We start from the raw sequence: 26,650 nt of genomic DNA on the forward strand, positions 1-26,650 counted from the left end.
GCGCGTCGTGACCGATGTCCACTCTCGGTGACCTGCTTGCCGAACACACCGTCTTGCCGGGCAATGCGGTGGATCACCTGCACGCCGTGGTCGGGGAGTGGCAACTGCTGGCGGACCTGTCGTTCGCCGACTACTTGATGTGGGTGCGCCGCGACGCCGACGCCGCGCTGGTGTGTGTGGCGCAGTGCCGGCCCAACACCGCTCCCACGGTGCTGCTCAGCGACGCCGTCGGCACCGTGGCCGCCGCGGACTGGATGCCACTGGTGGCCGGGGCATTCGAGTCAGGCGCGATCGCGAGGGAAAGCATTGCGGGCCAACGCAATACGGAAGCCGTTCCGGTTCGGCACGACGACCGGGTGGTGGCGGTGCTGACCCACCAGACCGCGTTGCGGGCCGGGCGCGAATTCAGCCGGCTGGAGGCGGCCTACCTCGACTGCGCGGCTGATCTGGTGCACATGCTCTCCGAAGGCACCTTCCCCGACGTCGGTGACATCGCGGTGTCCCGCTCCAGCCCGCGCGTCGGTGACGGCTTCATCCGCCTCGGGGTCGACGGCACGGTCAGCTACGCCAGCCCGAACGCGGTGTCGGCGTATCACCGGATGGGCCTGGCCGCCGAGCTGGCCGGACACGACCTGGTGGCCGTCACCCGGCCGCTGATCTCGGACACGTTCGAGGCGCACGAGCTCGCCGAGCACATCGCCGACTCCCTGGCCGGCGGATCGAGCATGCGGTTCGAGGTCGACGCGGCCGGCGCGGTGGTGCTGCTGCGCACCCTGCCGTTGATCGTGCACGGCCGGCCGGCCGGGGCCGCCGTGCTGGTTCGCGACGTCACCGAGGTCAAGCGCCGGGACCGCGCACTGCTGTCCAAGGACGCCACGATCCGCGAGATACATCACCGGGTGAAGAACAACCTGCAGACCGTGGCGGCGCTGCTGCGGCTGCAGGCGCGCCGCACAATCAGCATCGAGGGGCGCGAGGCGCTACTGGAATCGGTGCGGCGGGTGTCGTCGATCGCGGTGGTGCACGAGGCGCTGTCGATGTCGGTCGACGAGGTGGTGAATCTCGACGAGGTGATCGACCGGATCCTGCCGATGATGAACGACGTCGCCAGTGTCGAGATCCCGATCCATGTCGCCCGGACCGGAACGCTCGGGGCGCTCGACGCCGACCGGGCGACCGCGCTGACCATGGTGATCACCGAACTGGTGCAGAACGCCATCGAGCACGCCTTCGACGCCGACGCCGATCGGCACGATGTGACGATCCGCGCCGAACGGTCGGCGCGCTGGCTGGACGTGGTGGTGCACGACGACGGCCACGGCCTGCCGGCCGGGTTCAGCCTGGAGACCGCCGACCGGCTCGGCCTGCAGATCGTCAACACCCTGGTCTCGGCGGAGCTCGATGGTTCACTGACCGCACGCGATGCTCCGGGGGGCGGGACCGAGATGGTGCTCCGCATTCCCGTCGGAAGCCGGCGGACCCGCCAAGCGCTGTGAGGCGCCGGGCGCGCCCGGCGCAAAACGACGCGGCCCCGACCAGGTCGGAGCCGCGTCGACGTTGTCTGCTCGGGTCAGACCCCGCTGCGCGCCCGGGTCCGAGCGTTGCGGCGCTTGAGCGCCCGCCGCTCGTCCTCGCTCATGCCGCCCCACACGCCGGCGTCCTGGCCGGTCTCCAGCGCCCAGGTAAGGCACTCGGTGACCACCGGACACCGGGTGCAGACCTGCTTAGCGGAAGCGATCTGAGCGAGCGCCGGCCCGCTGTTTCCCACCGGGAAGAACAGCTCCGGGTCCTCGTCGCGACAGACCGCCTTGTGGCGCCAATCCATAGCTCTCCAACTCCTCACTCTGGGCGCAGCACGGCGCGCAACGTTTGCTTCTCGACTGTTATAAGCGGCGGCAAGAAATGATTACGGCTTGCATCCGATCGCTCGATCGTTTCACAGCCTGGACAGATGTCAAGAGTTTGCGTTATCACGTGGCCAACGTCACGCTTGCGCGGGGCTGCTGACTGTCGGGCCGCCGACGTGTACTACAGTGGGTTCAACTGTGTGCTCATCGGCTGATGAACCTGCTATCTGCGCAGGTCAACAGCTCTTTTTAGCGGCGGCGCGACGACGTTGAGGGCGTCGGGCACCGCGCGGAACGTCATCTCACTTCGCAATCCGAGGTATTCGCCGTCGATCTGAGTGGCGATCGGTGTGTCGCCGGCGTCGACGCGCAGCGCGGTCACATCGTCGTCGCGGATGAGTTGTTTGGCGCGCAGCTTCGGCCGCTTCGACAACATCTGACGGACCAGTCGCAGGGTGGGCAGCACCTTCATGCTGGTGGTCGCGAACACCCCCATCCCGCCCTCGAACGTGGTGTCGGGATTGGTCCACACACACCGCTCGTCGGCGTAGGTCCACGGAGCGCAGTTCGAGATGAACACCAGGTGCACACCCGCGACCGGTGCAGCCCCGTCCAGTTGCAGCGTCAACGTCGGCGCGCGGCGGGTGGTGGCCAGCACGGCGGGCACCGCGGCGCGGACATAGCGCAGCGCGGTGACGGCGTGGCCCTTCTCACGTTCGGCTTCGACGGCGGCCACCACCTCACCGTCGACGCCCATGCCGGCGTTGAGCACCGACCACCGCTCGCCGCAGTCGATCAGTCCGATCCGACGCCAACTCGGTTGGCCGCCGGGGCCGTTGAGCAACCCGATCAGCTGGTTGGTGGCGACGGTCGGGTCGGCGGCGATCCCCAGCGAGCGGGCGAAGACGTTCGCCGAGCCGCCGGGCACCACCGCCACCGCGGGCAGGTGTTTCGGCGGCGCCGAACCGGGCGTCCCGAGTAGGCCGTTGACGACGCCGTGCACGGTGCCGTCGCCGCCGTGTGCGATGACCAGGTCGATCCCGTCGCGGGCGGCGGCCTGGCTGATCTCGATGGCGTGACCGCGGTAATCGGTGTGCACCACGCTCAGCTCGAGCCGGCTCTTGAGAGCGTGGGCCAACAGGTCACGGCCCGCCGGAGTCGTCGAGGTGGCATTGGGATTGACGATCAGCACGGCGCGCACGGGATATCAGTCTATGGGCATCCGGGGAGTGCGACCGGGTGGCTAGGCTGGCGACGTGAATGCCGTCGTCGACCCACCCCGCGCAGTGCTCGCTGCGGGCCTGATCGTTGCGGTGCAGGGCGTGGCCTCGCTGGTGGTCGCGGTGGTGCTGGTGTGGCGGGCGGTGGCCGGTGCCGATCAGCGGATGGCCAGCGGTTACGGCACCGCGGCGTGGTTCGCGCTGATGGGTGCCGCGGTGCTGGCCGCCGGTTGGGCGCTGCTGCGGGGCCGGCGGATCGGACGCGGCGTCGCGGTGTTCGCCAACCTGTCGCTGCTTCCGGTGGCCTGGTACATGGGGGTCGGCTCGCACCGGTGGGCTTACGGCGCGGTAGTCGGCATCGCCGCGGCGGCGGTGCTGGTGGCGCTGTTCAGCCCCGCGGCGCTGCGCTGGGCGGCGCAACGCCCAGCGCCGACAGGATAGTGCTGAACTTCGCCACGGTTTCGGCCAGTTCGTCATCGGGATCCGATCCGGCGACGATCCCGCCACCGGCGTGGGCCAATGCGGATCGTCGGTCGGCGGACAGTTGCGCGCAGCGGATCGACACCACCCACCGGCCGTCGCCGTTCGCGTCGCACCAGCCGGCCGCGCCGGCGTAGAAGCCGCGGTCGCCCTCCAGGTTTGCGATGAGATCGATCGCGGCCCCCGTCGGAACCCCGCCGACCGCCGCCGTGGGATGCAGTGCCAACGCCAAATCCAGCGCAGTGGTGGCGGTGTCGCGGAGCCGGCCGGTGATCGGGGTGTTCAGGTGCCAGACCGCGGCGGTGCCGGTCAGCCGTGGCTCCGGTGCGATGTCGAGTTCGCTGCACAGCGGCCCGAGTGCGGTACGCAACTGGTCGACGACCAGTTGATGCTCATGGCGGTTCTTGCCGGATTCGGCCAATGCGGCCCCGTTGGCGGCGTCGACGGCCGGGTCGGGGGAGCGCGGGGCCGAGCCCGCGAACGGCCGGCAGGTGATCCGGTCGCCGTCGCGGGCCACCAGCAACTCCGGGCTGGCACCCACGAGGACAGCCCCGGCATATGTGTCCCCGGCGGCGCTCAGGTCGACCAGATAGCCGTAGCCGCTCGGATCGGCGGCGGCCAACCGGCGCAGCACCGTGGCCGGGTGCAACGGCGCGTCGGCGGCCAGCCGCAGGCTGCGCGCCAACACCACTTTGCGCAGGACGCCGTCTGCTGCGTTCAACTCACCTAAGGCCCGGCGGATCCGGTCGCGGTGCTCGTCGGGCTCGGGCAGCTGCGCGGCGATACGCACCGCCGGCAGTGTCGCCGCGGGCCCGGCCGGCAGCGCCTTTGCGCGGCGCACCCGGCCCGGCACGAACAGCGCGGTGGCGGCATCCGGATGGAAGGGCAACGCGCCCACCACGATCGGCGCCTGGCCGGTGACCAGCGCGGTCCGTGCGGCGCCCAGATCGCAGAAGCCGGCGGCCATCCCGTCGGCCACCAGCGTCCCGGCCGGCCCGGACAGCACGAACGTCGGTGCCGTCAAAGCCCCGCGGCCTTCGGCCCGGTCAGCCCGAGGGCGGTGAGCTGGCGCACCCCGTGCTCGAATCCGCACACCGCGAGCGACGCCGCGGTCATGCCGAACCGCGCACCGTCGGCCAACGGCAGCTCGAGCCAGCGGGCGATCACCGCCCGGGAGAAGTGGCCGTGTCCGACGAACACCACATCGCGTGAGACCAGCAGTCGCAATGCCGCTGCGACCGCCCGGTCGGCGCGATCGCTGACCTGTGCCACCGACTCGCCTCCCGCGCTGCCGTGCGTCCAGACCAGCCAGTCCGATTCCGATTCCCTGATCTGCGCGGTGGTCAGCCCCTCATAGCGACCGTAGTCCCATTCGGCGAGGTCGTCGGAGACTTCGTCGACGTGCAGCCCGGCGAGCTCGGCGGTCAGTTGGGCGCGGCGGCGCGGGCTGCAGACCACGAACGGGTTGTCCAACCGCAGTTTCGCCAGCGTTGCGCGGGCGGCGACCGCCTCGCGCCGGCCGGTCTCGGTCAGCTCCAATTCGGTGCGCCCGGTGTGCCGTCCACTTTTCGACCACTCGGTTTCGCCGTGGCGCAACAGCAGCAGTCGGTGCTCCTCGATGCCCACGTCCGTCGATTCTGCCCGACGACGGACACCGACCAGCGTTTGGTGCTGCGGGGCCGCAAGCCGTGCCAGTATGGCCTGTGTGACGGGCATGCGAATCTTGGCGGTTGCCAACCAGAAGGGCGGCGTGGCCAAGACCACGACGGTGGCGTCGCTGGGCGCGGCGATGACAGAACTGGGCCGGCGGGTGCTGCTGGTCGACCTCGATCCGCAGGGCTGCCTGACCTTCTCCCTGGGGCACGATCCCGACAAGCTGCCGGTGTCGGTGCATGAGGTGCTGCTCGGTGAGGTGGAGCCCAACACGGCGCTGGTATCGACCGACGAGGGTATGACGTTGCTTCCGGCCAACATCGACCTGGCCGGCGCCGAGGCGATGCTGTTGATGCGGGCCGGCCGCGAGTACGCCCTGCAGCGGGCACTGGCCAAGCTGGACGGCGAGTTCGATGTGGCGGTCATCGACTGCCCGCCGTCGCTGGGGGTGCTCACTCTCAACGGGCTCACCGCGGCCGGCGAGGTGATTGTGCCGTTGCAGTGCGAGACGCTGGCCCATCGCGGTGTCGGCCAGTTCCTGCGTACCGTCGCCGACGTCCAGCAGATCACCAACCCGAAACTGCGTCTGCTCGGTGCGTTGCCCACGCTGTACGACTCGCGCACCACCCACAGCCGCGACGTGCTGCTCGACATCGCCGACCGGTACGGTCTGGCGGTCCTGGGTCCGCCGATCCCGCGCACCGTGCGTTTCGCCGAGGCCAGCGCGTCGGGCGCATCGGTTATCGCGGCCCGCAAGAACAAAGGGGCCCAGGCTTATCGGGAGCTGGCCGAAGCGCTGCTCAAGTACTGGAAGAACGGCAAGGCGCTGCCCACCTTCACTCCGGAGATCTAGCGCGTGCCAGCCTGCGTCCCTCGCGCGAGGCTGCGCCAATCAGCCCAGCGCGACCACGGTGTCGCCGCGCTGCTCCAGGACCATCGGGCCCGACACTGCCGGGAACACCGCCCTCACCCCGGCGGGGCGGCTGACCGGGATGACACGTTCGGCGGCGCCGGTGCGCTGGTTGAAGACGCCGACGCCACCGGTCACCGGGATCAGCAGACGGTCGGCCATCATCGCCGCCGGCCCCAATGGAACCGCGGCCCCCGCCGCCGGGATGGTGTAGCGATACGTGAGGGTTCCCGAGTCGAACACCATCACCGCATCGCCGGTCCACCAGCAGACCAACCCGGTGGGCCGCGACACCTGCAGCGCGGCGCTGGCGGGGCTGGGCTTTGCCGGCAGCATCGTCGTGGCGATCGTGGTGCCGGTCTGGTCGACCACTTCCACCCGCGGCTGCGGAGTGGGCAGATAGACCGCGGTGTTGGTGCCGGAGTCAGCGTCGGTCACCGTCAGCACCCGGGCCCCGGAATCGGCGGCCACCCCCGGTTGCGGGACATGCTGGGTCTCCGGTTCGTCTTCTTCCTTGCCGGCGCGCAGCAGCGTCAGCTGCAGATCGTCCTGCCCGGGGCAGGCCTCGAGCACCGAGACCGCCGACGAGGCCGCCGCCGCCGACACCAGCGTGCAGCCCTGGCCGCGGCCGCGTGCCGTCGGCTTCACGCGGGCGTCGATCTCGCCGTAGGACAGCACCCGGACCATGTCCGAGCGCCACAGTTCCAGCCGGGTGCTGCCGGCCGAGAGCACCGAGCTGCCCTCGGAGGTGACGTTCACGCTCCGGTCGGCGTAACTGGTCCGGGCCGGTCCTCGCCGGCCGGTCGCGGCGGTGACCGTGCTGACCTGGCCGCAGCCGCGGGAGTCGGGATACACCGCGACGGCATACCGGTAGATCCAGGACACGCCGCACAGGTCGACGTCGCGGGCATAGCTCCAGCGTTCTTCGCCGGTGGCCGGGTCACGCCCGGTCAGCTGCGGCCCCTCGCCGGTGATCACCGTGCCGGACACCATCACCGGAGCCCGGGTGACCGGGCTGGCCGCCGTCCACAGTTGGTTCAGGGCAGCCGGCACCATGGCGGCCGACTGCGGGGTGGTCGCTTCATCCAGCGCAGGCCGGCTGACGGTCGCGCGGGCGTCACTGGTCCACCAGATGATGACCCCGGCGACGACGACCACGACCGCGATCACCGCTGCGGCCAGCACATCGCCGGCGGTGCGGCGCTCCGGTCGCACCATCTCAGCTGATCCGGCTCAGTTGCCGTTCACCGCGGCGGCGGTCTTGCTCGGCCGCCGGCGACGGCGGCGGCGCGGCGCGCTCTGACCGTTGTCGTCCGAGGGTCCGGCTGTCCTGGCCTCACCGGGCTCACCGGTGCGGGCGGCCGGAGCCGAGGTGTCACCGCCGGCCGCCCGGCCGCCGCGGGTACGCCGCCGGGAGCGGGTGGTGTTGCGGGGCGCCCGCTGCCGGTCGGCCGAGCTCTCGCGGCGCTCGCCATCGCCGCCCTCGGACCGCTTGGCCGGCGACCGGCCCGCGTTGCCGATGGCGCCGGTGGCCTCGGTCGGGATGTTCAGCTCGGTGAACAGGTGCGGTGAGCTGGAGTAGGTCTCCGCCGGGTCCGGGCACTGCAGGTTCAGCGCCTTGTCGATCATCGACCAGCGGGCCAGTTCGTCCCAGTCGACCAGCGTGACCGCGACACCGGTCTTGCCGGCGCGGCCGGTGCGGCCGATGCGGTGCACGTAGGTCTTCTCGTCGTCGGGGCACTGGTAGTTGACGACGTGGGTGACGTCGTCGATGTCGATGCCGCGGGCGGCCACGTCGGTGGCAACCAGCACGTCGATGTCCCCGGTGCGGAACGCCTTCAGGGCCTTCTCGCGGGCCACCTGGTTGAGGTCGCCGTGCACCGCACCCACCTTGAACCCGCGCTCGCCGAGGTCGTCGGCCACCTTCTGCGCCGTCCGCTTGGTGCGGGTGAAGATCATTGTGGCGCCCCGGCCGCGGGCCTGCAGCACCCGGGCGACCAGCTCCGCCTTGTCCAGCGCGTGGGCCCGGTAGACGAACTGTTCGGTGGCGTCGTGGACCGCCGAGGAGTGTGGCGCCTCGGCGCGGATGTGGGTGGGCTGGTTCATGAAGCTGCGGGCCAGCGTGATGATGGGGCCGGGCATGGTCGCCGAGAACAGCATCGACTGCCGGTCATCGGGGATGCGGGCCAGGATGCGCTCGATGTCGGGCAGAAAGCCCAGGTCCAGCATCTCGTCGGCCTCGTCGAGCACCAGCACGGTCAGCCCGCCCAGCTGCAGATGGCCCTGCTGGGCCAGGTCGAGCAGCCGGCCCGGGGTGCCCACGACGACGTCCGCGCCGGCCTGCAGCGCCTCGATCTGCGGCTCGTAGGGCCGGCCCCCGTAGATGGCCTGCACCGACAGCGGACGGTCTCCGGCGGTCAGGTATTTCGCCGCGTCGGCCAGGTCGCCGGAGACCTGGATGCACAGCTCGCGGGTGGGCACCACGACCAGCGCCCGCGGGATGCCGGTCAGCGGCCGGTCGGTGCTGGTGCTGACCCGCTGCAGCAGCGGGACGCCGAAACCGTAGGTCTTGCCCATACCGGTGCGGGCCTGGCCGATCAGGTCGTCGCCGGCCAGGGCCAGCGGGAGCGTCAGCTCCTGGATCGCGAAAGCGCGTTCGATGCCGTCCTCGGCGAGGGCGCGGACGATCTCGTCGCGGACGCCCAGTTCGGCGAAGGTCGGTGGAGAGGTGGGTCGAGTGGTGGCGATAAGGGGGGTCATGCGCTGGCAGGTGCCTTTCGGAGTTGGCGCGGTATGAAAGTCGATCGCGGTGTGGTCGGGGCGCACACGCTGTGACGGTCGATACCTGACTTGCCAATCCGGGGGGCCCTGCACTCGCCGAGGAGGCGGGCCAACCGCGTGTACGCACATTGCGCGACAGCGCCGAATCGGCACTGCCTGCCGGTCATACTACCTGTTCGGGCCGGGCACCGGTCCAGTCCGGCGCAACGCCTACAGTGTGGTGATGAATTCGGTTCCCTCGACCGACGCCGAAGCCCAGTCTTCCCCGCCCCGACTGTCCGCCGATCATCCCGGTGTCAACGAGCTTTTCGCGGTACTGGCCTACGGCGAGGTGGCGGCGTTCTACCGGCTCACCGACGAGGCCCGCATGGCACCCGATCTGCGTGGCCGGATCTCGATGGCGGCGATGGCCGCCGCGGAGATGGGCCACTTCGAATTGCTGCGTCAAGCCCTCGACGCCCGCGGTGTCGACGTGGTGGAGGCGATGTCGAAATACGCCACCGCCCTGGACAATTACCACCGGCTGACCATGCCCAGCACCTGGCTGGAGGCACTGGTCAAGACCTATGTCGGTGACGCGATGGCCGCCGACTTCTATCTGCAGATCGCCAACGGCCTCCCCGACGAGGTGGCCGACGTGGTGCGCGCGGTGCTGGCCGAGACCAAGCACTCCCAGTTCGTCGTCGACGAGGTGCGGGGCGCGGTGACCGCCAGCGCCAAGCAGCGCAGCCGGCTGGCGCTGTGGTCGCGCCGGCTGCTCGGGGAGGCGATCACCCAGGCCCAGTACGTGTTGGCCGACCACGACGAACTCGTCGACCTGGTGGTCGCCGGTGCGGCCGGGCTGGCACACCTGGCCGGGTTCTTCGACCGCATCCAGCACACCCATGACGAGCGGATGCGCGAACTGGGCCTGGCGTAGCGGCCGGCGTATCGCCGAGGGCGAACGGCCGGTGCGCACCAACCGGGGGCCCGTCCACTAGCCTGCTTGACAACGCCCGACGCAAACGAAAGGGGCCGGCGTGGAGGTCAAGATCGGGGTCACCGACAGCTCGCGCGAACTGGTCATCAACAGCGCGCAGACGCCCGATGAAGTCGAGGAACTGGTGGTCGCCGCGTTGGGCAAGGGCACGGAATTGCTGGCCCTCACCGACGACAAGGGGCGCCGCTTTCTGGTGCAGGCCGCCAAGATCGCCTATGTGGAGATCGGGGCCGCCGACAGCCGGCGGGTCGGGTTCGGGATCGGCTCCGAAACCATTGCCCGGGCCAATTCCTCGTGACGAAGTCCGTTCTTCTCAACGAGTGAGCGGCACGTGTGACAGCCCACCCCAGGCGAACGCGACCGTCCCCTCGACCGCGTCTTCCTTGGAGATCGGACGGTCGCTGTCGAGCCAGTAGCGGGCGCAGTCCACACTGATCGCGACCAGCCCGACGGCGACCATGCGGGCGCGGTGCGGGTCGAGGCCGGAGTCGTGGCTGACCAGATCGAAGATCGCATCGATGCACGATTCGGTCGCGACCCGCACCTGGACCGCGACCTGCGGCTCGGCGACGTTGTCGTTCTCGAAGATCAGCCGGTAGCCCTGGCCGTCATGCTCGATGAAGTCGAAGAACGCCTGCACCGCCGACCGCAACCGCTGGCGGTTGTCGGTGGTGGTCCGCAGGGCCTGCCGCACACCGGAGACCAGGTTCTCCACGTGGCGGGCCAGCACCGCCAGGTACAGCTCCAGTTTCGAAGCGAAGTGCTGGTAGAGGATCGGTTTGCTGACGCCCGCCCGATCGGCGATCTCGTCCATACCGGCTGCGTGGTAGCCGCGGTCGACGAACACCTCACTGGCTGCGATCAGCAGCTGTCCGCGTCGCTCGTCGCGGGGCAGCCGGCTGCCCCGACGGCTGGTGGCCGCCGGCGCCTTGGCGGCCCCTGAGCCGCGGCCGGCCGACTTGCCGCCACCGCGCTCGGCCGTGTCGATCGGTTTGCTCATCGACTCCTCAATCCGGGTTCGGCCGGCCGGCAGGAATGAGCGCCCGACGGCCGGTGCGTGAGAGCGAGACTACGCGCTGCCCCCGTCAGATCTGCCAGCGACATCCACCAAGGCGGCGCCGGCCCGTTGCGGCACGGTTCGCGGCACCCCGACATGGCGCGGCGAAGAGTCCCAGCTCGCAGTGGTTGTGTCATTCTGGGACGGTGACCTACGACCCGGGGCAACGCGGCGGCGGTCGAGCCCCGGTACTTCGGGATCGTTTCCGCGAACCCCTGCGCGCGCAGCGCGATCCACTCGCCGCCGGCACCGGTCGGCTGCGGTCTGACCGCGACGTCCATCGGCAGTGGCGCAAGCAGACCTGGCTGGGCAGTTTCGTGTCCACCTACGGCTGGCGGGCCTACGCGCTGCCGGTCCTGATGGTGCTCACCGTGGTGGTGGTCTATCAGACCGTGACCGGCACCGGGGTACGCGCCCAGGACTCCGACGAGCCGGTGCAGGGCCCGCCGACGATCGGATCGGCCGGCACCTCGATCATCGGCGCGCCGCCGCGGGGGCTCACCGAATTCGACGTCAACCTGCCGACCGGGGTGTTGCCCGACGGTGGCCCGTTCACCGAGGCCGGCGCCATGACCTGGCATGTCGTTCCGGGCACCCAGCCGGTATTCGGCCGGGGCACCGAGAAGGTGTTCGCCTACACCATCGAGGTGGAGAACGGCATCGACACGACCGCGTTCGGCGGCGACGAGGCGTTCGCCCGGATGGTCGACCAGACGTTGCGCAACCCCAAGGGGTGGACGCACACCCCGCAGATCGGGTTCGTGCGGGTCGACGCGACCAGCGGCGTCGAACCCGACTTCCGGATCTCGCTGACCTCGCCGCTGACCGTCCGGGAAGGCTGCGGGTACGAGATTCCGCTGGAAGCGTCGTGCTACAACCCGTCCTACGGTGCGCGGTCGGAACCGCGGGTGTTCATCAACGAGGCCCGCTGGGTTCGCGGCGCGGTGCCGTTCCAGGGCGACATCGGCTCCTACCGGCAGTACCTGATCAACCACGAGGTCGGCCACGCCCTGGGCTATCAGCATCACGAGCCGTGCGAGCGGCAGGACGGCCTGGCGCCGGTGATGATGCAGCAGACGTTCGGCACCTCCAATGACGACGCGGCGAAGTTCGACCCGGACTGGGTCAAGCCCGACGGGAAGACCTGCCGGTTCAACCCGTGGCCGGCCCCCATCGCCTGAGCCGATCGGGTGATCGGGCCGCCGGACCCGGGAAGCTTCGTCGTGGGTTTGTCGTTGCCCCCACCAGCTGCTGTGATGGATGACGAAGACGACTTCGAGGAGATTGTGCGGTGTCGAGATCACTGCCGCCGCTGGTGGAGCCCGCCGGCGAGCTGACGCGCGATGAGGTGGAGCGCTACAGCCGGCACCTCATCATCCCGGACGTCGGCGTGCAGGGACAGAAACGGCTCAAGAACGCCCGCGTGCTGGTGATCGGTGCCGGGGGGCTGGGCGCACCGACGTTGCTGTATCTGGCGGCCGCCGGTGTCGGAACCATCGGGATCATCGACTTCGACGTCGTCGACGAATCCAACCTGCAGCGCCAGGTCATCCACGGGGTCGCCGACGTCGGCCGCGCCAAGGCCGAGAGCGCCCGCGACTCGATCAACGCGATCAACCCGCTGGTCGACGTCCGGTTGCACCAATTCCGGCTGGACGCGTCGAACGCCGTGCAGCTGTTCGAATCCTACGACCTGATCTTGGACGGCACCGACAACTTCGCCACCCGCTATCTGGTCAACGATGCCGCGGCGCTGGCGCACCGGCCCTATGTGTGGGGCTCGATCTTCCGCTTCGAGGGCCAGGTCTCGGTGTTCTGGGAGGACGCACCGGACGGTCGGGGACTCAATTACCGCGACCTGTACCCCGAGCCTCCGCCGCCGGGAATGGTGCCGTCCTGCGCCGAGGGCGGCGTGCTGGGGGTGCTGTGCGCGTCGGTCGGGTCCGTGATGGGCACCGAGGCGATCAAGTTGATCACCGGCATCGGGGAGTCGTTGCTGGGCCGGCTGCTGATCTATGACGCGCTGGAGATGAGCTACCGCACCATTCGGGTGCGCAAGGATCCGTCCACGCCCAAGATCACCGAGTTGATCGACTACGAGGCGTTCTGCGGGGTGGTCTCCGCGGATGCGGCCGAGGCGGCCGCCGGGTCCACCATCACCCCGGCCGAGCTGCGTGAGCTGCTGGACTCCGGGCAGCAACTGGAGCTGATCGACGTGCGTGAGCCGGCGGAGTGGGAGATCAACCACATCGAGGGCGCCCGGCTGGTACCGCAGTCGATGCTCAACACCGGCGAGGGGCTGGCGACGCTGCCGCAGGACCGGATTCCGGTGCTGTACTGCAAGACCGGCGTGCGTTCGGCGGCGGCCCTGGCCACCCTGAAGAAGGCCGGTTTCGCCAACGCGGTCCATCTGCAGGGTGGAATTGTGGCGTGGGCCAAGGCGATGCAGCCCGACATGGTGATGTACTGACCGGCGGTTCAGCGAGGCTCGACGCAGGAGAGGTGAAGCTGGGACCGCCGCATGGGCACAGCGGCGAGGCTCCCCGACGCCCTGACGCTGACAGCATAGAGTTGTCGCGTGACTGTCGAGCCGCCGCCCGAGCACGTGCTGGCGACTTTCGGCCTCCGCAGCATGGAGCCCACCCCGCTGGGTGCCGGGTGGGAGGACGGCTGGAAGTGCGGGGAAGTGGTGGTGTCGATGGTCGCCGACCATGCCAGGGCCGCCTGGTCGGCAAAGGTGCGCGAAACGCTGTTCGCCGACGGCATCCGACTGGCCCGGCCGGTGCGCTCCACCGACGGACGCTATGTGGTGTCTGGATGGCGGGCCGACACCTTCGTGGCGGGCAGTCCCGAGCCCCGTCACGACGAAGTGGTCTCGGCGGCGGTTCGGTTGCACGAGGCCACCGCCAAGTTGGAACGGCCGCGCTTCCTCACCCAGGCGCCGGTGGCGCCGTGGGCCGACGTCGATGTGTTCATCGCCGCCGATCGGGCGGCGTGGGAGGAGAAGCCGTTCGCCTCACTGCAGGCCGGCGCCCGGTTGGCTCCGGGTTCGGTGGACGGGCAGCGGTCCATCGACCTGATCAATCAGCTCGCCACGCTGCGCAAGCCCACCAAGGGGTCCAGTCAGTTGGTGCACGGCGACCTGTACGGCACGGTGCTGTTCTCCGGTGCCGCGGCGCCCGGCATCACCGACATCACGCCGTACTGGCGGCCGCCGTCCTGGGCCGCCGGAGTGGTGGTGGTAGACGCCCTGTCGTGGGGTGACGCCGATGACGGGCTGATCGAACGCTGGGATTCACTGCCCGAGTGGCCGCAGATGCTGTTGCGCGCGTTGATGTTCCGACTCGCCGTACATGCGCTGCACCCGCGCTCGACGGCCGAGGCGTTCCCGGGGCTGGCCCGCACTGCGGCACTGGTGCGCTTGGCGCTCTGACCCCGCAGGCGCCGTCAGAATCGGTGACGTGCGGCGCGCAGATCCACTCGTCCGTCGACGGCGGTCACCCCTTCGGCGCGAAGCCGTGCGAGTTGTTCGGTGCGCAGCTGGGTTGCCGGCCGCCCGGACGCCCTGATCACCCGATGCCACGGCAGGTCGGCGCCGTCGACCCGCAGGATCCAGCCGACGATGCGAGGGCTGGAAAGCCCTGCTGCGGAGGCGATGTCGCCGTAGGTGGCGACCCGGCCGGCCGGGATGCCGAGGATCAGCGCGCGCACCCGCTCGACCTGCTCGTCGGTCACGGTCGCCACCGGGGAACTCCTAGTTCCGGACCAACCGGTCGTGGATGACCGCTGCCACCTCGGCGGGCCGGGCCTGATCCACCATGTGGTTGCAATCAAGGTCCACGAGTTGGAATTTCGTGCAGAGCCGCGTCTGCAGGGCCTCGATGAGGCGCGCGTCCACATACGGTGGTGAGGTGCGGGTGGCGCGCAGCAGCGTCGTCGGCGTCGATCGGGGCAGCACGAGGGGGCGGGCCAGCTCGCTCCAGTACGACATCATCGCCGGCACGCTGATCCGCCAGCCGAACCGCCCGCCGGGCAGTGCCACCAGGTGCTCGGCGAGTTCGGCGTCGAGCAGCACCGGATCCACGTCCGACCACCCCCCGTTGGCCTTCTCGGCGCGGGCCTCGGCGGCGTCGGGATAGTCCGGGGACGCCAGCATCGCTGCGGCGATCTCGGCCATCCAGTGGCCGTCCAGGCCGATCGCCGGGTCGAGCAGCACCACCGAATGGACCAGGTCGGGGCGCGCCGCGGCCAGATGCAGCGCTATCGCTCCGCCGAAGGAATGCCCGACGACCACGACGGGGCCGCCGGCGCCGTCCTCGAGCAACCCGATCAGCGCCGCCACGTTGGCGTCGATAGTCCACGGGGCCGCCCACGACGAGTGCCCGTGGCCGATGAGATCCGGTGCGGCGACAGTGGTTTCAGGCAGTTGCCCGGCGACGTGTCGCCAGCGGGCCCCATGGCCGGTCAAGCCGTGCACGGCCAACAGCTGTATCGGGCCGGCCGGACCATAGCGGTGCACGTGCAGCCGATGATCGGAATTCACCCGTCGATGGTGCCAGCCCTCACCGGGATTGTCAGAGGGTAGTGGTGTCATGGCGTCATGACGCAGCACTGGGAGCCGTATGCCGGCGAGGTCGCCGCGGCGTTGGATCCGCTGCGGCGGGGAGTGCTGCAGGTGCGGGGCGGCCCGGGGACCGGGAAGACCAGCCTGCTGCTCGAGGTGGCTGCGGCTCATGTCGCCGCCGGCGCCGATGCGGATTCGCTGTTGTTGTTGACCGGATCGGGACGGCTTCCGGCGGCGGCCCGGGGTGCACTGACTGCGACGCTGCTGGCCGCGGGCGGCCCGGCGGCCACCCGGGCGATCAGGGAGCCACTAGTGCGCACCGTGCACGGCTACGCGTTCGCGGTGCTGCAGCGCGCCGCGCGACGGGCCGAGGCCGCCCCACCGCGGCTGGTCACCGGGGCCGAGCAGGACAGCGTCATCCGGGAACTGCTTGCCGGCGACGGCGCCCGCGCCTGGCCGTCGTCGTTGCACGCGGCGCTGGGCACCGACGGCTTCGCCACCGAACTGCGGGATCTGATGGCACGCTGCGCCGAACGCGGCGTCGACCCGGCCGAGCTGGTCCGGCTGGGCAAGCGGTACCGGCGCCCGGAGTGGACGGCCGCGGGCCGGTTCGCCCGACAGTACGAACAGGTGATGCTGCTTCGTGCCGCGGTGGGCACCGCGGCACCGCAGGCCACCACACCGGCGCTGGGCGCCGCGGAATTGGTGGGGGCCGCCCTGGAGGCCTTCGCCGCCGACCCCGGCCTGCTGGTCGAGGAACGCAGCCGGTTGCGGCTGCTGCTGGTCGACGACGCCCAGCTACTCGACCCGCAGGCCGCCCGGCTGGTGCGGGTACTCGCTGCCGGGGTGCAGCGCACCGTGATCGCCGGCGACCCCGACCAGGCGGTGTTCGGGTTCCGCGGCGCCGAACCGGCCGCGCTGCTCTCCGACGACCCAACGCCCGGTGGCGCACCCACCGTGCACTTGACGGCATCACACCGATGCGCCCCGGCGGTGATCCGCGCCGTCAACACCATCGCCGCGCGACTGCCCGGCCGCAGCGCCACCCGGCGCCTCGAGGCCGTGGGTCCCGACGCCGGGTCGGTCACTGTGCGCACCGCGGTCTCGGGCCATGCCGAGGCCGCTCTGATCGCCGACACGCTGCGGCGCGCCCACCTGGTCGACGGCGTGCCCTGGTCCCAGATGGCGGTGATCGTCCGGTCGGTGCCGCGCGCGGCGGCCCGACTGCCTCGCACGCTGACCGCCGCCGGTGTTCCGGTGGCCCTTCCCATCGCCGGCGGTCTGCTGGCCCAGCAGCCCGCGGTGGCAGCGCTGCTGACGGTGCTGCAATGCGCGGCCGAGGGTGTGGACGGTCCCCGCGCGCTGGCCCTGCTCACCGGCCCGATCGGGCGCGTGGACCCGATCTCGTTGCGGCAGCTGCAGCGGGTGCTGCGCCGCGGCGCCGCGGCCGACCCGGAATCCGATCCCGGTGACCGGTTGGTGGCGGTGCTGCGCGGTGAGGCCGGCCAGCTGCCGGTCGCCCACGCCCGCGCACTGCGCAGGGTGCGCGCGGTGTTGCAGGCCGCGGCGCGCAGCCACGCGGACGGCCGGGATCCGCACCACACGCTGTGGCAGGCCTGGAATCGGTCCGGGCTGCAACAACGTTGGCTGTCGGCCACACAGCGCGGCGGACCGGCCGGCGCCCAAGCAGGCCGGGATCTGGACGCGGTGACCGCGCTGTTCGATCTGACCGAGCACTATGTCGCACGCACGGCCGGCGCCACCCTGACCGGCCTCATCGAGCATGTCACCGCCATGCAGCTGGTGATGCCCCGCACCGAGGCCGCGGCGGGCGTCGAGGCGGTCGAGGTGCTGAGCGCGCATGCCGCACTCGGGCGCGAGTGGGATCTGGTGGTTATCGCCGGTGTCCAGGAAGGGCTGTGGCCCAACACCGTTCCGCGCGGTGGCGTGCTGGGGACCCAGCGCCTACTGGACAGCCTGCACGGTCTCGGTGACGAGGTCTCGGCCCGGGCGCCGCTGCTCGCCGAGGAGCGGCGGCTGCTGGTGGCGGCGATGGGCCGGGCACGGCATCGGTTGATGATCACCGCCGTCGACGGTGAGGGGGACGGCGGCGCGACCGAGGAACAGCTCCCCTCGGAGTTTCACGCCGAACTCGCGGCCTGCGCCACCCCCGACGGCGTGCCGGCACCGGCACCGCCGGTCGCGGCCCCGCCGGTGCTGTCGGCGGCCGGGGTGGTCGGGCGGCTTCGGGCGGCGGTCTGCGCTCCCGACGGTGTTGTCACTGACTCCGAACGTGCCGATGCCGCAACGCAATTGGCGCGGCTGGTACGTGCCGGGGTACCGGGTGCCGACCCGGCCGACTGGCACGGGACGGCGCCGGTGAGCACCGAGGAACCGCTGTGGCGTACCGAGGGTGGGCAGGTCGTCACGCTGTCGCCGTCGGCGCTGCAGAGCCTGCTGGACTGCCCGCTGCGCTGGCTGGCCGAACGGCACGGTGGAACCGACGGCCGTGACCTGCGCTCGACAATCGGGTCGCTGATGCACGCCTTGGTCGCCGAGTCCGCTGTGAGCCGAGAAGAGCTGCTGGCCGAGTTGGACCGGGCCTGGCGGCAACTGCCGTTCGAATCGCCGTGGCACTCGGCCAATGAGCAGGACCGGCACCGCGCCATGATCGAGACTTTCCTTGCCTGGCGGGCGCAGACCCGCGACGAACTCACCGAGGTCGGCACCGAGATCGCCTTCGACGGTGTGATCGACGCCGGTGAGGGGGTGCGGTTGCGCGGCCGGATCGACCGGATCGAACGCGATGCGGCCGGACGGCTGGTGGTCGTCGACGTCAAAACCGCCAAGACGCCGGTCAGCAAGGACGACGCGCAACAGCACGCACAGCTGGCCGTCTACCAGCTGGCAGTGGAAGCCGGCCTCGTCGGGCCCGACGAGCAGCCCGGTGGCGCGCGGCTGGTCTACCCGGCCAAGACCGCGGCCGGCGGCGCCACCGAGCGTGAGCAGGACCCGCTCACCCCCGAGTCCGGTCGCGACTGGCGGGAGCGCATCGCTGCGGCGGCCGCGGCGACCGCCGGTCCGCAGTTCACCGCCCGGGTCAACGACGGTTGCCGGCACTGCCCGATCCGGCCGATCTGTCCGGCCCACACCGGCGGGAGTGGCGCATGAAGGCCCGCTACGACCCCGCCGAGCTGGCAGCAGCGCTCGGGTTGCACCAGCCCACCGAGGAGCAGGCGGCGGTCATCGCCGCACCGCCGGGTCCGCTGGTGGTCATCGCCGGGGCCGGCGCCGGCAAGACCGAGACGATGGCCGCCCGGGTGGTGTGGCTGGTCGCCAACGGCTACGCCGATCCGGGCCAGGTGCTGGGGTTGACGTTCACCCGCAAGGCCGCCGGCCAACTGCTGCGCCGCGTCCGTTCCCGGCTGGCCCGGCTGGCCGGCACCGGCTTGTTGATCCCCGAGCCGGGCTTCGCCGGATCGGCCGGTGGTTCGGCAACGCCGACGGTGAGCACCTACCACGCGTTCGCCGGTGCGCTGCTGCGCGAGCACGGGCTGCTGCTCGGGATCGAACCCGATACCCGGCTGCTCACCGAGACCGGGCTGTGGCAGCTCGCGTTCGACGTGGTCAGTGGCTACCCGGGCGAGCTGCGCACCGACCGGGACCCGGCCGCGATCACCGCGATGGTGTTGCGCCTGGCCGGGCAGTTGGCCGAACACCTGGTGGACACCGATGCGCTGCGCGACACCCACCTGGAGTTGGAGCGGCTGGTCCACACCCTGCCGCCCGGACCGCGTCAGCGCGCCGACCCCAACCAGTCGCTGCTCAAGATGCTGGACACCCAGACCGAACGCGCCTCGCTGGTACCGCTGATCGACGCACTGCACCAGCGGATGCGGGCGGAGCGGGTGATGGACTTCGGTGCGCAGATGGCCACCGCCGCCAGGCTGGCGCGGGCCGGCGAGTCCGTCGGCGCGCAACTGCGCGCCACCTACCGGGTGGTGTTGCTCGACGAGTATCAGGACACCGGCCACGCTCAGCGCATCGCGCTGTCATCACTGTTCGGCGGCGGCGTCGATGACGGGCTGGCCCTGACGGCGGTGGGCGACCCGATTCAGTCGATCTACGGCTGGCGCGGCGCCTCGGCGACCAACCTGCCCCGATTCGCCACCGACTTCCCGCTCTCCGACGGCACCCCCGCCCCGACGTTGGAACTGCGGACCAGCTGGCGCAACCCGCCGGAGGTGCTGCACGTCGCCAATGAGATCTCCGCGGAGGCCCGGCGGCGTTCCGTCACCGTGCACACGTTGCGGCCGCGGCCGGACGCGCCCCCGGGCGGGGTGCGGCTGGCGCTGCTGGCCGACGTGGCCGCCGAACACCGGTGGGTGGCCGAGGCGCTGCAACAGCGCTACCGGCAAGCAGCGGCCGACGGCGTCGCTCCCCCCACCGCCGCGGTGCTGGTACGGCGGAACTCCGACGCCGCGCCGTTCGCCGAGGCGATCCGGGCCTGCGGCATCCCGGTCGAGGTGGTCGGGCTGGCCGGGCTGCTGTCGGTGCCGGAGGTCGCCGACGTGGTGGCGATGCTGCGGCTGGTGTCCGAGCCGACCGCCGGCGCCGCGGCGATGCGGGTGCTGACCGGTGCGCGGTGGCGGTTCGGTGCCGCCGACCTGGCCGCACTGTGGCGGCGGGCGGCCGAGCTGGCCCGCACCGATCGGGTGGCCGGGCCGTTCTCGGCCGCCGAGATCGCCGCGCAGGCCGGGCCCGATTCCGACACCGCGTGCCTGGCTGATGCTCTCGCCGACCCGGGCCCGGCGGAGCGCTATTCGGCCACCGGATACCGGCGCGTCACCGCGCTGGCCGAGGAGCTGACCGTGCTGCGCGGCCACCTGTGCCATCCGCTGCCCGACCTGGTCGCCGAAGTGCGCCGGGTGATGGGCCTGGATTGCGAGGTGCTCGCCGCGCCGCCGGTGACCGGAGTGTCGGGTACCGAACAGCTCGATGCGTTCGCCGACGTGGTGGCCGGCTACGTGGAAGGACGCGTGGGTCAGGCATCGCTGCCGGGCCTGCTGGCCTACCTGGATGCGGCCGCCGTGGTGGAGAACGGGTTGGCGCCGGCCGCACCCGCGGTGGCCGCCGACCGGGTCCAGATCCTGACGGTGCACGCCGCGAAGGGACTGGAATGGCAGGTGGTGGCGGTGCCGCACCTGGTGGCGCGGGTGTTTCCGTCGACCGCGTCGCGCCGCAGCTGGCTCTCGGATGCCGCCGAACTGCCGCCGCTGCTGCGCGGCGACCGCGCCGAGCCCGGCGGTTCAGCGAGGCTCGACGGAGGAGAGGTGAAGCTGGGACCGCCGCATCAACACCGCGGTTCAGCGAGGCTCGACGAAGGAGAGCCGAAGCTGGGACCGCCGCATGGGCCCGGCGATCACGGCGTCCCGGTGCTCGACACGGGCGCGGTCACGAATCGAAAGCAGCTGTCCGACACCATCTCCGAGCATCTGCGCCGGCTGGATCAGCGCCGTGTCGACGAAGAGCGTCGGCTGCTCTACGTCGCGGTCACCCGCGCCGAGGACACCCTGCTGGTCTCCGGTCACCACTGGGGCGCCGGTGAGACCAAGCCGCGCGGCCCGTCGGAGTTCCTGACCGAACTCAAGGCGGTGATCGACGATTCGGCGGCCGCCGGGACGCCTTGCGGGTCGATTGAGCAGTGGGCGGACGCGCCGGCCGGCGGCGAGCGAAACCCGCTGGGCGACAACGTCAGCGAAGGGAACTGGCCGGTCGATCCGCTGGCCGGCCGGCGGAGCGACGTCGAACGTGGCGCGGCGCTGGTCAGCGCGGCGCTCAGAGCCGACCCGGCGCCGGACGCTGAGCCCGTGAACGGATCGCGGGCCGGCTCGTGGTCTGCCGACGTCGATGCGCTGCTGGCCGAGCGGGCCCGCGTGGCTGCGCAACCGGCCCGGACGCTGCCCAGCCAGGTCTCGGTGAGCGGTCTGGTCGAGTTGAGCCGCGACCCCATCGGCGCAGCCCAGCGGCTGACCCGCCGGCTTCCCGCACGCCCGGACCCGCATGCATTGCTGGGCACCGCATTTCACGATTGGGTACAGCGGTTCTACGGTGCCGAGCGGCTCTTCGAGCTCGACGACCTGCCCGGTGCGGCCGACGCCGACACCGCCCGGGCCGACGCCGAAGAGCTGGCGGACCTGCAGGCGGCATTCCTGGATTCGCCGTGGGCGGCCCGCTCACCCGCCGCCGTCGAGGTGCCCTTCGAGATGACCTTCGGGCAGACCGTGGTGCGGGGCCGCATCGACGCGGTGTTCGCCGAGCCGGACGGCGGCGTCACCGTGGTGGACTGGAAGACCGGTGCGGTCCCCGACGGCCCCGAGGCGCGCCGTCACGCCGCCGTCCAGCTCGCCGTCTACCGGCTGGCCTGGGCCGCGCTGACCGACTGCCCGGAATCGCGGGTGCGGGCCGCCTTCCACTACGTGCGCACCGGGACCACCGTCGTCCCCGATGAGCTGCCCGACGCCGCCGAGCTGGCCGCACTGCTCACCGGTGCCGACCCGGATGGCTACAGTGGGTCCGTGCGTCAGGCTGACCGGTGACCGTTCGTCGTGGCGAGCGCTAGATGGCGTCGGCTGCGCGGCCTCGATGAACCGCTGACCGCCCAGCCCAGTTACGCGCTCGTCGGCCGCATGCACATGCCGCAGCGGCAATCCAGTCCGGGACGCACCGTCTACCGGCGCACCGCGATCGCGTTCGCGGCGCTGCTGGTGTCGACGCTGTTGGTCTACCTCGACCGCGACGGCTACCAGGATGTGCAGGGCGACCGGCTGAGTTTCCTGGACTGCCTCTACTACTCGGCGGTGACGTTGTCGACCACCGGGTACGGCGACATCACGCCCGTCACCGAATTCTCCCGGATGATCAACGTCCTGGTCATCACCCCGTTGCGGATCGCGTTCCTGATCCTGCTGGTCGGAACGACCGTGGAGGCGTTCACCGAGAATTCCCGGCAGGCATTCCGTATTCAGCGTTGGAGGAGAAGGGTGAAAGACCACACCATCGTCATCGGGTACGGCACCAAGGGCAAGACCGCCATCGCCGCGATGCGCGGCGACGACGAGTCGCCGCCCAAGGACATCGTCGTGGTGGACAACGACCAGGCCGTCCTCGACCAGGCCGAGGGCAAGGGGCTGGTGACGGTACGCGGCGACGGCACCAAGTCCGATGTGCTGCGCCTGGCCAGTGCCCAACGCGCGGCCGCGATCGTGGTGGCCACCGGCCGCGACGACACCGCGGCGCTGGTCACCTTGACCGCCCGCGAGATCGCCCCGGAGGCCACCATCGTGGCGGCCATCCGGGAAGCCGAGAACCAGCATCTGCTGGAACAGTCGGGTGCCAACTCGGTGGTGGTGTCCTCGGAGACGGCCGGCCGACTGCTCGGCATCGCCACCACCACGCCCAGCGTGGTGGAGATCATCGAGGATCTGCTCACCCCCGACGCCGGCTACGCCATCGCCGAGCGAGAAGTGGAGCAGCAGGAGGTCGGTGGCTCGGCGAAACATCTCAACGACATCGTGCTCGCCGTGGTCCGTGACGGGCAGCTGCTGCGGTTGGACGCACCGGAACTGGATGCGGTCGAGGCCGGCGACCGGCTGCTCTACGTGCGAACGGTGAACAACCCGTGAGCTTCCGGCTGCGCCAGATACCGCTGCTGTCGCGGGTCGGGGCCGACCGGGCCGACCAGTTGCGCACCGACACCGACGCCGCCGTCGCCGGTTGGCCGCACGCGGCGCTGCTGCGGGTCGATGCCCGCAACCAGGTGCTGGTCGCCGGCGGGCGCGTGGTGCTGCACGACACCACCGAACTGGGTCAGACCCCGCCGACGGACGCGGTGTTTCTGGGCCGTATCGAGGACGGCCGGCATGTCTGGGCGATCCGTGGCGCACTGCAGGCGCCGCCCGACGGCGACGTCTCGGTGCTCGACCTGCGGGTGACCGGCGACGTCTTCGACGACACCAGCGCCCAGCTGGTCTCCTCGGCGATCGCCCTGCTGAATTGGCATGAGAACGCCCGGTTCTCCGCTGTCGACGGCACACCGACCAAGCCGGTGCGCAGCGGGTGGGCGCGGGCCAACCCGATCACCGGCGCCGAGGAGTTCCCGCGCATCGACCCGGCGGTGATCTGTTTGGTGCACGACGGCGCCGACCGGGTGGTGCTCGCGCGGCAGCACAACTGGCCCGTGCGGATGTTCTCGCTGCTGGCCGGTTTCGTCGAAGCCGGCGAGTCGTTCGAGGCCTGTGTGGTCCGCGAGGTCCACGAGGAGGTCGGGCTGGCGGTGCGCGACGTGAGCTATCTGGGCAGCCAGCCCTGGCCGTTCCCGCGTTCGCTGATGGTCGGCTTCCACGCCGTCGCCGACCCGGGCCAGGAGTTCGTCTTCAGCGACGGCGAGATCACCGAGGCCGCGTGGTTCACCCGCGACGAGGTGCGCGCCGCGCTGTCGGCCGGGGCCTGGACGGGTGGCGCCGCGGACGCGAAACTGCTGCTGCCCGGCTCGATCTCGATCGCCCGGACCATCATCGAGTCCTGGGTCGACTGATCCCGCGCGAGCAGACACCAAAGCGCCCTGAAACGGTGCGATTAGGGGGCTTTGGTGTCTGCTCGCGCAATTAATCAGCTGCTGAGCCGATCCAGCTTCGCCTTGACCTCACGCCCGGTCGGATTCGTCATCGTCGAACCGTCGGCGAAGCGCAGCGTCGGAACCGTGCGGTTGCCGCCGTTGACCGACTCGACGAACTTGGCTGCCGTGGGGTCCTGCTCGATGTTGATCTCGTCGTAGCCGATCTCGAACTTCTCCAGGGCCTTCTTGAGCTGGCGGCAGTAACCGCACCATTGCGTCGTGTACATGATGAGCGGTGGATCGCTAACAGTCATAGCTCTTAAAGCTAGCGGCTGGCGATGCGGGCCGCTCGCGGCCCGGCGTCGGAGGCCCCTGTCAAGATGGACGCCATGGCTGACCCGAACGGAGTTCCGGCGGACGGGCTCATCGCCGGCCTGGACGACGAGCAGCGCGCCGCCGTGTTGGCTCCCCGCGGGCCGGTGTGCGTGCTGGCCGGTGCCGGAACCGGCAAGACCCGCACCATCACCCACCGGATCGCGCACCTGGTCGCGGCCGGTCACGTCGCACCGGGGCAGGTGCTGGCGGTGACGTTCACCCAGCGCGCCGCCGGGGAGATGCGGTCGCGGCTGCGCGCGCTGGGCTCGGCCGCGGGCGGTGAGGGCGGCGTTGGCAACGGCGTGGGGGCGGTTCAGGCGCTGACATTCCACGCCGCCGCGCGGCGCCAGCTGCGCTACTTCTGGCCGCGGGTGGTCGGCGAGACCGGTTGGGAACTGCTGGACCGCAAATTCGGGGTGGTCGCCCGGGCCGCCGGACATGCCGGACTGCGGCTGTCCAACGACGATGTCCGCGACATCGCGGGCGAGATCGAGTGGGCCAAGGCGTCGCTGATCGGGCCGGAGCAATACCCGGAGGCGGTGGCCGCCGCCGGCCGCGACACCCCGATCGACGCCGCGAAACTGGCCGATGTCTACGCCGGCTATGAAGCATTGAAAGCCCGCGGCGAAGTGGCGATGCTCGACTTCGACGACCTGCTGCTGCACACCGCCGCCGCCATCGAGAACGATGCGGCGGTGGCCGCCGAATTCCGGGACCGTTACCGCTGCTTCGTCGTCGACGAATACCAGGACGTCACCCCGCTGCAGCAACGGGTGCTCTCGGCCTGGCTGGGCGAGCGCGACGATCTGACCGTGGTCGGCGACGCCAATCAGACCATCTACTCGTTCACCGGCGCCTCGCCGCGCTACCTGCTCGACTTCACCCGCCGCTTCCCGGATGCCGCCCTGGTGCGCCTGGAGCGCGACTACCGGTCCACACCGGAGGTGGTGTCGCTGGCCAACCGGGTGATCGCCGCGGCCCGCGGGCGCGTTGCGGGCAGCAAACTCAAGCTGGTCGGCCAGCGCGAGCCCGGCCCGCTGCCGACGTTTCGGGAGCATCCCGACGAGGTCGCCGAGGCGACCGCGGTGGCCAAGTCGATCGCGAGGCTGATCGACGGCGGTGTCGCGCCGGCGGAGATCGCCGTGCTGTATCGGGTCAACGCGCAGTCCGAGGTGTATGAGGAGGCGCTGACCGAGGCCGGCATCGCCTACCAGGTTCGCGGGGGAGAGGGCTTCTTCCACCGGCAGGAGATCCGGCAGGCGCTGGTGGCCTTGCGGCGGACCGCCGAGCGCGGCGACGATACCGGCTCCGCGCTCCCGGAGACCGTGCGCCGGGTGCTCGAACCGCTGGGGTTGACGGCCGAGCCACCCAGTGGCGTCAGGGCGCGGGAGCGCTGGGAGGCCCTCGGTGCGCTGGCCGAACTGGTCGACGACGAAGTGGCGCAGCGCCCCGACCTGGATCTGCCCGGTCTGCTGGCCGAACTGCGGGTGCGTGCCGACTCGCGTCACCCGCCGACGGTGCAGGGCGTCACGCTGGCGTCGCTGCACGCCGCCAAGGGGCTGGAATGGGATGCGGTGTTCTTGGTGGGGCTCGTCGACGGCACCCTGCCGATCTCGCACGCCCTTGCCCACGGCCCCGACAGTGAGGCCGTCGAGGAGGAACGCCGGCTGCTCTACGTCGGCGTCACCCGCGCCCGGGTGCACCTGGCGTTGAGCTGGGCGCTGGCCCGCGCCCCCGGCGGGCGGGCCGGCCGCAAGCCGTCGCGGTTTCTGCACGGTATCGACGGCGCGGTGCCCCAACCCGATCCGCGGGCACCCGCGCGCCGCCGCGCCCGCGGGGCGCCGAAACATTGCCGGGTCTGCAACAAGGCGCTGGGCACCCCGGCGGCCATCATGCTGAGCCGGTGCGAGACGTGCGCGGCCGATGTCGACACCGAGTTGCTGGTGGCGCTCAAGGATTGGCGGCTGCGCACCGCCACCGAGCTCAAAGTGCCCGCCTACATCGTCTTCTCCGACAACACGCTCACCGCCATCGCCGAGATGCTGCCCGCCGACGAGGCCGCTCTGGTCGCGATCCCGGGCATCGGCGCGCGCAAGCTGGAGCAGTTCGGTTCCGACGTGCTCGAGCTGGTCCGCAACCGGAGCTGAGCCCCGCACCGGAGGTAATT

Annotated in this window: 23 protein-coding genes; 13 read left to right on the forward strand and 10 right to left on the reverse strand. The window is 71.0% G+C overall.

Features of this window, described 5'->3' with window-relative positions; all coding sequences use genetic code 11:
* Positions 1-14 precede the first annotated feature (14 nt).
* Positions 15-1,496: a sensor histidine kinase gene (locus tag G6N19_RS15555; RefSeq protein WP_193465259.1), complete on the forward strand. Its 1,482-nt coding sequence runs from the start codon at positions 15-17 to the stop codon at positions 1,494-1,496.
* A gap of 74 nt (positions 1,497-1,570) precedes the next feature.
* On the opposite strand, the gene G6N19_RS15560 is transcribed toward G6N19_RS15555, so the two are convergent.
* Both G6N19_RS15560 and G6N19_RS15565 read right to left on the reverse strand, forming a co-directional pair.
* Entirely contained in the window at positions 1,571-1,825 is a 255-nt protein-coding gene (locus tag G6N19_RS15560) for a WhiB family transcriptional regulator (protein WP_013829861.1), read from the reverse strand.
* A gap of 245 nt (positions 1,826-2,070) precedes the next feature.
* Positions 2,071-3,048, reverse strand: coding sequence for a diacylglycerol/lipid kinase family protein (locus G6N19_RS15565; protein WP_193465260.1), 978 nt, complete (start codon positions 3,046-3,048; stop codon positions 2,071-2,073).
* Positions 3,049-3,103: 55 nt separating this feature from the next.
* On the opposite strand from G6N19_RS15565, the gene G6N19_RS15570 reads away from it, so the two are divergent.
* Positions 3,104-3,508: a hypothetical protein gene (locus G6N19_RS15570; RefSeq protein WP_049792910.1), complete on the forward strand. Its 405-nt coding sequence runs from the start codon at positions 3,104-3,106 to the stop codon at positions 3,506-3,508.
* Here G6N19_RS15570 and G6N19_RS15575 read toward each other — a convergent pair.
* Entirely contained in the window at positions 3,456-4,514 is a 1,059-nt protein-coding gene (locus G6N19_RS15575; RefSeq protein ID WP_193466415.1) for an isochorismate synthase, read from the reverse strand. The genes G6N19_RS15570 and G6N19_RS15575 overlap by 53 nt on opposite strands.
* Before the next feature lie 53 nt (positions 4,515-4,567).
* Positions 4,568-5,173: an acid phosphatase gene (locus G6N19_RS15580; RefSeq protein ID WP_083035859.1), complete on the reverse strand. Its 606-nt coding sequence runs from the start codon at positions 5,171-5,173 to the stop codon at positions 4,568-4,570.
* 79 nt (positions 5,174-5,252) lie between these two features.
* On the opposite strand from G6N19_RS15580, the gene G6N19_RS15585 reads away from it, so the two are divergent.
* Positions 5,253-6,053, forward strand: coding sequence for a ParA family protein (locus tag G6N19_RS15585; protein WP_041320055.1), 801 nt, complete (start codon positions 5,253-5,255; stop codon positions 6,051-6,053).
* A gap of 39 nt (positions 6,054-6,092) precedes the next feature.
* On the opposite strand, the gene G6N19_RS15590 is transcribed toward G6N19_RS15585, so the two are convergent.
* Complete coding sequence (locus G6N19_RS15590) at positions 6,093-7,328, reverse strand: Rv3212 family protein (protein ID WP_193465261.1); 1,236 nt, start codon at positions 7,326-7,328, stop codon at positions 6,093-6,095.
* Between the two features lie 15 nt (positions 7,329-7,343).
* Positions 7,344-8,858 (reverse strand): DEAD/DEAH box helicase, encoded by a 1,515-nt coding sequence (locus tag G6N19_RS15595; RefSeq protein WP_041320053.1) that lies wholly within the window; start codon positions 8,856-8,858, stop codon positions 7,344-7,346.
* A gap of 256 nt (positions 8,859-9,114) precedes the next feature.
* Between G6N19_RS15595 and G6N19_RS15600 the strand changes: the two genes are divergently transcribed.
* Positions 9,115-9,810 (forward strand): ferritin-like fold-containing protein, encoded by a 696-nt coding sequence (locus G6N19_RS15600; protein ID WP_041320051.1) that lies wholly within the window; start codon positions 9,115-9,117, stop codon positions 9,808-9,810.
* Positions 9,811-9,910: 100 nt separating this feature from the next.
* Positions 9,911-10,168 (forward strand): DUF3107 domain-containing protein, encoded by a 258-nt coding sequence (locus G6N19_RS15605; RefSeq protein WP_013829853.1) that lies wholly within the window; start codon positions 9,911-9,913, stop codon positions 10,166-10,168.
* A gap of 15 nt (positions 10,169-10,183) precedes the next feature.
* Here G6N19_RS15605 and G6N19_RS15610 read toward each other — a convergent pair whose 3' ends face one another.
* Positions 10,184-10,870 carry a TetR/AcrR family transcriptional regulator gene (locus G6N19_RS15610; protein WP_013829852.1) on the reverse strand — a complete coding sequence of 229 codons (687 nt, stop codon included), beginning with the start codon at positions 10,868-10,870 and terminating at the stop codon, positions 10,184-10,186.
* Positions 10,871-11,073: 203 nt separating this feature from the next.
* Between G6N19_RS15610 and G6N19_RS15615 the strand changes: the two genes are divergently transcribed.
* From G6N19_RS15615 to G6N19_RS15625, 3 genes are all read left to right on the forward strand, one after another.
* Positions 11,074-12,108 (forward strand): DUF3152 domain-containing protein, encoded by a 1,035-nt coding sequence (locus G6N19_RS15615; RefSeq protein WP_013829851.1) that lies wholly within the window; start codon positions 11,074-11,076, stop codon positions 12,106-12,108.
* A 110-nt stretch (positions 12,109-12,218) separates the two neighbouring features.
* Entirely contained in the window at positions 12,219-13,397 is a 1,179-nt protein-coding gene (gene moeZ / locus G6N19_RS15620) for an adenylyltransferase/sulfurtransferase MoeZ (protein WP_013829850.1), read from the forward strand.
* A 108-nt stretch (positions 13,398-13,505) separates the two neighbouring features.
* A complete protein-coding gene (locus G6N19_RS15625; protein ID WP_013829849.1) occupies positions 13,506-14,360 on the forward strand; it encodes a TIGR02569 family protein in 855 nt (284 codons plus the stop codon).
* A gap of 14 nt (positions 14,361-14,374) precedes the next feature.
* On the opposite strand, the gene G6N19_RS15630 is transcribed toward G6N19_RS15625, so the two are convergent.
* Complete coding sequence (locus tag G6N19_RS15630) at positions 14,375-14,671, reverse strand: MGMT family protein (protein WP_013829848.1); 297 nt, start codon at positions 14,669-14,671, stop codon at positions 14,375-14,377.
* A gap of 10 nt (positions 14,672-14,681) precedes the next feature.
* Positions 14,682-15,470: an alpha/beta fold hydrolase gene (locus G6N19_RS15635; RefSeq protein ID WP_193465262.1), complete on the reverse strand. Its 789-nt coding sequence runs from the start codon at positions 15,468-15,470 to the stop codon at positions 14,682-14,684.
* Positions 15,471-15,527: 57 nt separating this feature from the next.
* On the opposite strand from G6N19_RS15635, the gene G6N19_RS15640 reads away from it, so the two are divergent.
* The 4 genes from G6N19_RS15640 to nudC are packed head-to-tail and all read left to right on the forward strand — an operon-like array spanning position 15,528 to position 24,087.
* Entirely contained in the window at positions 15,528-18,662 is a 3,135-nt protein-coding gene (locus G6N19_RS15640; RefSeq protein WP_013829846.1) for an ATP-dependent helicase, read from the forward strand.
* Positions 18,659-22,090: an ATP-dependent helicase gene (locus G6N19_RS15645; protein WP_013829845.1), complete on the forward strand. Its 3,432-nt coding sequence runs from the start codon at positions 18,659-18,661 to the stop codon at positions 22,088-22,090. The genes G6N19_RS15640 and G6N19_RS15645 overlap by 4 nt, the downstream gene beginning before the upstream one ends.
* 9 nt (positions 22,091-22,099) lie before the next feature.
* On the forward strand, positions 22,100-23,176 hold the full coding sequence (locus G6N19_RS15650) for a potassium channel family protein (protein ID WP_013829844.1): 1,077 nt from the start codon (positions 22,100-22,102) through the stop codon (positions 23,174-23,176).
* Positions 23,173-24,087, forward strand: a complete 915-nt coding sequence (gene nudC, locus G6N19_RS15655) for an NAD(+) diphosphatase (RefSeq protein WP_013829843.1) — start codon at positions 23,173-23,175, stop codon at positions 24,085-24,087. Before G6N19_RS15650 ends, nudC begins: the two co-directional genes overlap by 4 nt.
* 74 nt (positions 24,088-24,161) lie before the next feature.
* Here nudC and G6N19_RS15660 read toward each other — a convergent pair whose 3' ends face one another.
* Positions 24,162-24,422: a mycoredoxin gene (locus G6N19_RS15660; RefSeq protein WP_041318427.1), complete on the reverse strand. Its 261-nt coding sequence runs from the start codon at positions 24,420-24,422 to the stop codon at positions 24,162-24,164.
* A 75-nt stretch (positions 24,423-24,497) separates the two neighbouring features.
* Here G6N19_RS15660 and G6N19_RS15665 point away from each other — a divergent pair, with 75 nt between their 5' ends.
* Entirely contained in the window at positions 24,498-26,630 is a 2,133-nt protein-coding gene (locus G6N19_RS15665) for an ATP-dependent DNA helicase UvrD2 (RefSeq protein ID WP_158019490.1), read from the forward strand.
* Positions 26,631-26,650 lie beyond the last annotated feature (20 nt).

Source organism: Mycobacterium novum, from assembly GCF_010726505.1.
In the GTDB taxonomy this organism is placed as follows: Bacteria; Actinomycetota; Actinomycetes; order Mycobacteriales; family Mycobacteriaceae; genus Mycobacterium; species Mycobacterium algericum.